Genomic DNA, 2,679 nt, shown 5'->3' on the forward strand with positions numbered 1-2,679 from the left:
TTGCGAGTTCCCCGGGCGAGCGGCCAGCGCAAGCTTGCCGGCATCTCAACCGCCGAACAGGCTCTTGCCAACAGATAATTCTCTATGCCCCAGCAAATGGCTCGCGGACTGTTCATCACCGGCACGGATACGGGCGTCGGCAAGACGTATGTCACCGCATTGATCGCCCGAGCATTGAAGTCATCCGGACATCGCGTGGGGGTCTACAAACCGGTAGCGAGCGGATGCGAACCAAGCGACGACAGCCTGGTCAGCGACGACGCTTTCACTCTCTGGCAAGCGGCCGGTAAGCCAGGGAGCCTGGAGGAAGTCTGCCCGCAACGGTTTCGGGCTCCGCTGGCTCCGCACCTGGCTGCCCGAGCCGAAGACCGATCGGTCGACGCCGCCCTGCTTCGCTCGGGCTTGGACGTGTGGCTGGCCAGCAGCGACATCGTCCTCGTCGAGGGAGTGGGTGGGCTGATGTCGCCGGTCAGCGACGACGACTACGTGGCCGACTTGGCCTGCGAATTCGGCTTTCCGCTACTGGTCATCAGCCGCGACGCCCTGGGAACGATCCACCAAACGCTCACCACGCTGATTACCGCGGCCACGATCGAAGCGGGGCTCAACGTGGCGGGCATCATTCTCAACGAACTCCCTTCATCGGCCGGCGACCCGAGCATTGCCCGCAACCGGGCCGAACTCGAAGCCCGAGCGGTCGCCCCCGTGCTGGCCAAAGTCGGTCCCCACGCCGAGGAGTTCGCCGAACAGGTCGACTGGTTCGAGCTGGCGCGAGCCAGGGCAACGAGATAAACAGGAAGTCGGAAATAAACGCAAATGGACGAGAATGGGAAGTGATTCGATCCATTTTCGGTACCAGTTCCTCGTCGGCAAAACCGGCTGCCTTATTCCCGTGTATTTCCGTTCATTTCCGGCCGGTCCTCAGGACGATTGCAAAGTCAGAGTGGGGCGAATCCGAGGGCCTTGAGCGCAACGCTTGGATTTTCTCCGAGCCAGTCGGCCCGACGACAGAGGGGCTGAGATCGCCTGCCTGGCGGCGGAAGCTGAGCGGACAGCAGCCGCAAGACGTCCAGCGCCGCCGAGGTCAGCATCGCCAGACGGGTGCCGAGTCCGGGACGTTGGCACCAATGACGGTCCTCGTCCCACCAGCGATCCTTGAGAAAGTGCAGGCAGTTCTCGATCCGCCAATGTCCGCGGACATAGTTCAAGAGTTGGGTCGGAGTGACCCGATCGGGATCGAGACTGGTGACGAAGTACCTTATGTCATGACTAACAAGTTGCCCGTCCCGGGTTGTGACCAAACGGTCCACACGCAGCGCGATGCGGCACCCTGGGAAGGCGAGTTGATCTCGATAGTACGCGCAGTCTTCCAGGTCGCACCACAGGCGACGAGTTTCGCGGCGTCCCCCTTTTTTTCGGTCGTTTCCGCGTCGGCCGGACGTGTGGCAGCCTGGGCGAAGCTGGTCACCAGCGCCTCGTGCAGATCGCCTTGATTCTTCTTCACCTGCAACAGGTAGTCGCAAGGGCCTCGTGACAGAATGTCGGCCAGGTGGCGTTGCGTATAGATCGCGTCGCCGGTCAGCAAACGCAGCATCGGAAACTCACGGAGCAGTTCGTCCCAGTGGTTCAACAACACGTGAGGCTCGTTGGTCTTTTCAGCTTGCACTGCCCACTGCGCCAGCACCAACTTGGCGCGATGCGCAAAGACACTGAGGATTTGCACCGGTCGACCATCCTCATGGCTTTGGCAGGCGGTTTTCGCATCCACCGCGGCCACGCTTAACTCGTGCGGATCTTGCACCACGGTCACCAGCCAACGCCCAAAGGCTTGCTGAAAATCCGCGAGTGTGAAGCGTGCCAAGACCCGGCTGAGCGTAGTCGCATGCGGCGGCTGCAAAGAATCAAATCCCAACGGTTCTTGGAGTTCCGCCCAGTGGCGAGTGGCCCAGTCGTGCAGTCGAGCCAATTCACGAATGCGAGCCAGCAGCCCTAGAAAGACCAGGGCCAGCATGCCCGAGAAGGGATGCCGCACGCCCCGCTTGCAACGCGGGTCGGGAATTTGGGAAAAGACATCCGCCAACGACCGCAAAGTCTTCGTATCCATGCGCAGGCCTCCATGATTGAGACCTGCTCCCTGGTCCAGAATCCATCCCGAGGACCAACTCCTCGCCAATACTACGCACGACGAACGGATTTGGATCGAGGAAAGGACTTTGCAATCGTCCTGCCCCTCCCGGCCCCGAATCGTCAGCTACGGATTTCGTTTGACACGGGCATTCGGTTCCTGGGCCGCGCGGCGCTTCACAAGCCGGCAATCCATCGCGTATAATCAACAGTTTGCAGCCGCGCCGGTTTTCTGGAACCTCCCAGGGCAGCGGTCGCCGCACTGTCGTCGCCGGATGGATCAAAGAATTTCATGGCTGAAAACGAAAAGAAAAGTCACTGGTCGGACCTGGCTCAGGAACTGGGCACGCCGGTTCCCGCCGCCGAATCGAAGCGGCCGGCAATCGTGCCGCCCGCGAAGGCCGCCGAACGCAAACGGGCCGAAGCCCCTACGCCGCCGGCAAAGCCGAAGTCCACTTGGTCGGATGTCGCGGCGATGCTGGGAATTAGTGCGCCCGCGCGAGCCAAGGCTGCGGTTCAATTCAAGGCAGCCGTCCAATCGCAACCGGCGATTCC

At 61.6% G+C, this 2,679-nt stretch carries 4 protein-coding genes; 2 read left to right on the top strand and 2 right to left on the bottom strand.

The window, feature by feature from the left end; genetic code table 11:
- Nucleotides 1-84 precede the first annotated feature (84 nt).
- A complete protein-coding gene (gene bioD, locus VGG64_04305; GenBank protein ID HEY1598798.1) occupies nt 85-792 on the top strand; it encodes a dethiobiotin synthase in 708 nt (235 codons plus the stop codon).
- A 146-nt stretch (nt 793-938) separates the two neighbouring features.
- Here bioD and VGG64_04310 read toward each other — a convergent pair whose 3' ends face one another.
- Together VGG64_04310 and VGG64_04315 are read right to left on the bottom strand one after the other, a co-directional pair.
- Nucleotides 939-1,373, bottom strand: coding sequence for a transposase (locus VGG64_04310; protein ID HEY1598799.1), 435 nt, complete (start codon nt 1,371-1,373; stop codon nt 939-941).
- Nucleotides 1,259-2,104, bottom strand: a complete 846-nt coding sequence (locus VGG64_04315) for an ISAs1 family transposase (GenBank protein ID HEY1598800.1) — start codon at nt 2,102-2,104, stop codon at nt 1,259-1,261. The genes VGG64_04310 and VGG64_04315 overlap by 115 nt, the downstream gene beginning before the upstream one ends.
- A 312-nt stretch (nt 2,105-2,416) precedes the next feature.
- On the opposite strand from VGG64_04315, the gene VGG64_04320 reads away from it, so the two are divergent.
- Nucleotides 2,417-2,679, top strand: a 263-nt coding sequence (locus tag VGG64_04320) for a hypothetical protein (protein HEY1598801.1), incomplete at its 3' end; no start/stop codon positions are given.

It is taken from the genome of Pirellulales bacterium (assembly GCA_036490175.1).
Lineage (GTDB): Bacteria > Planctomycetota > Planctomycetia > Pirellulales > JACPPG01 > JACPPG01.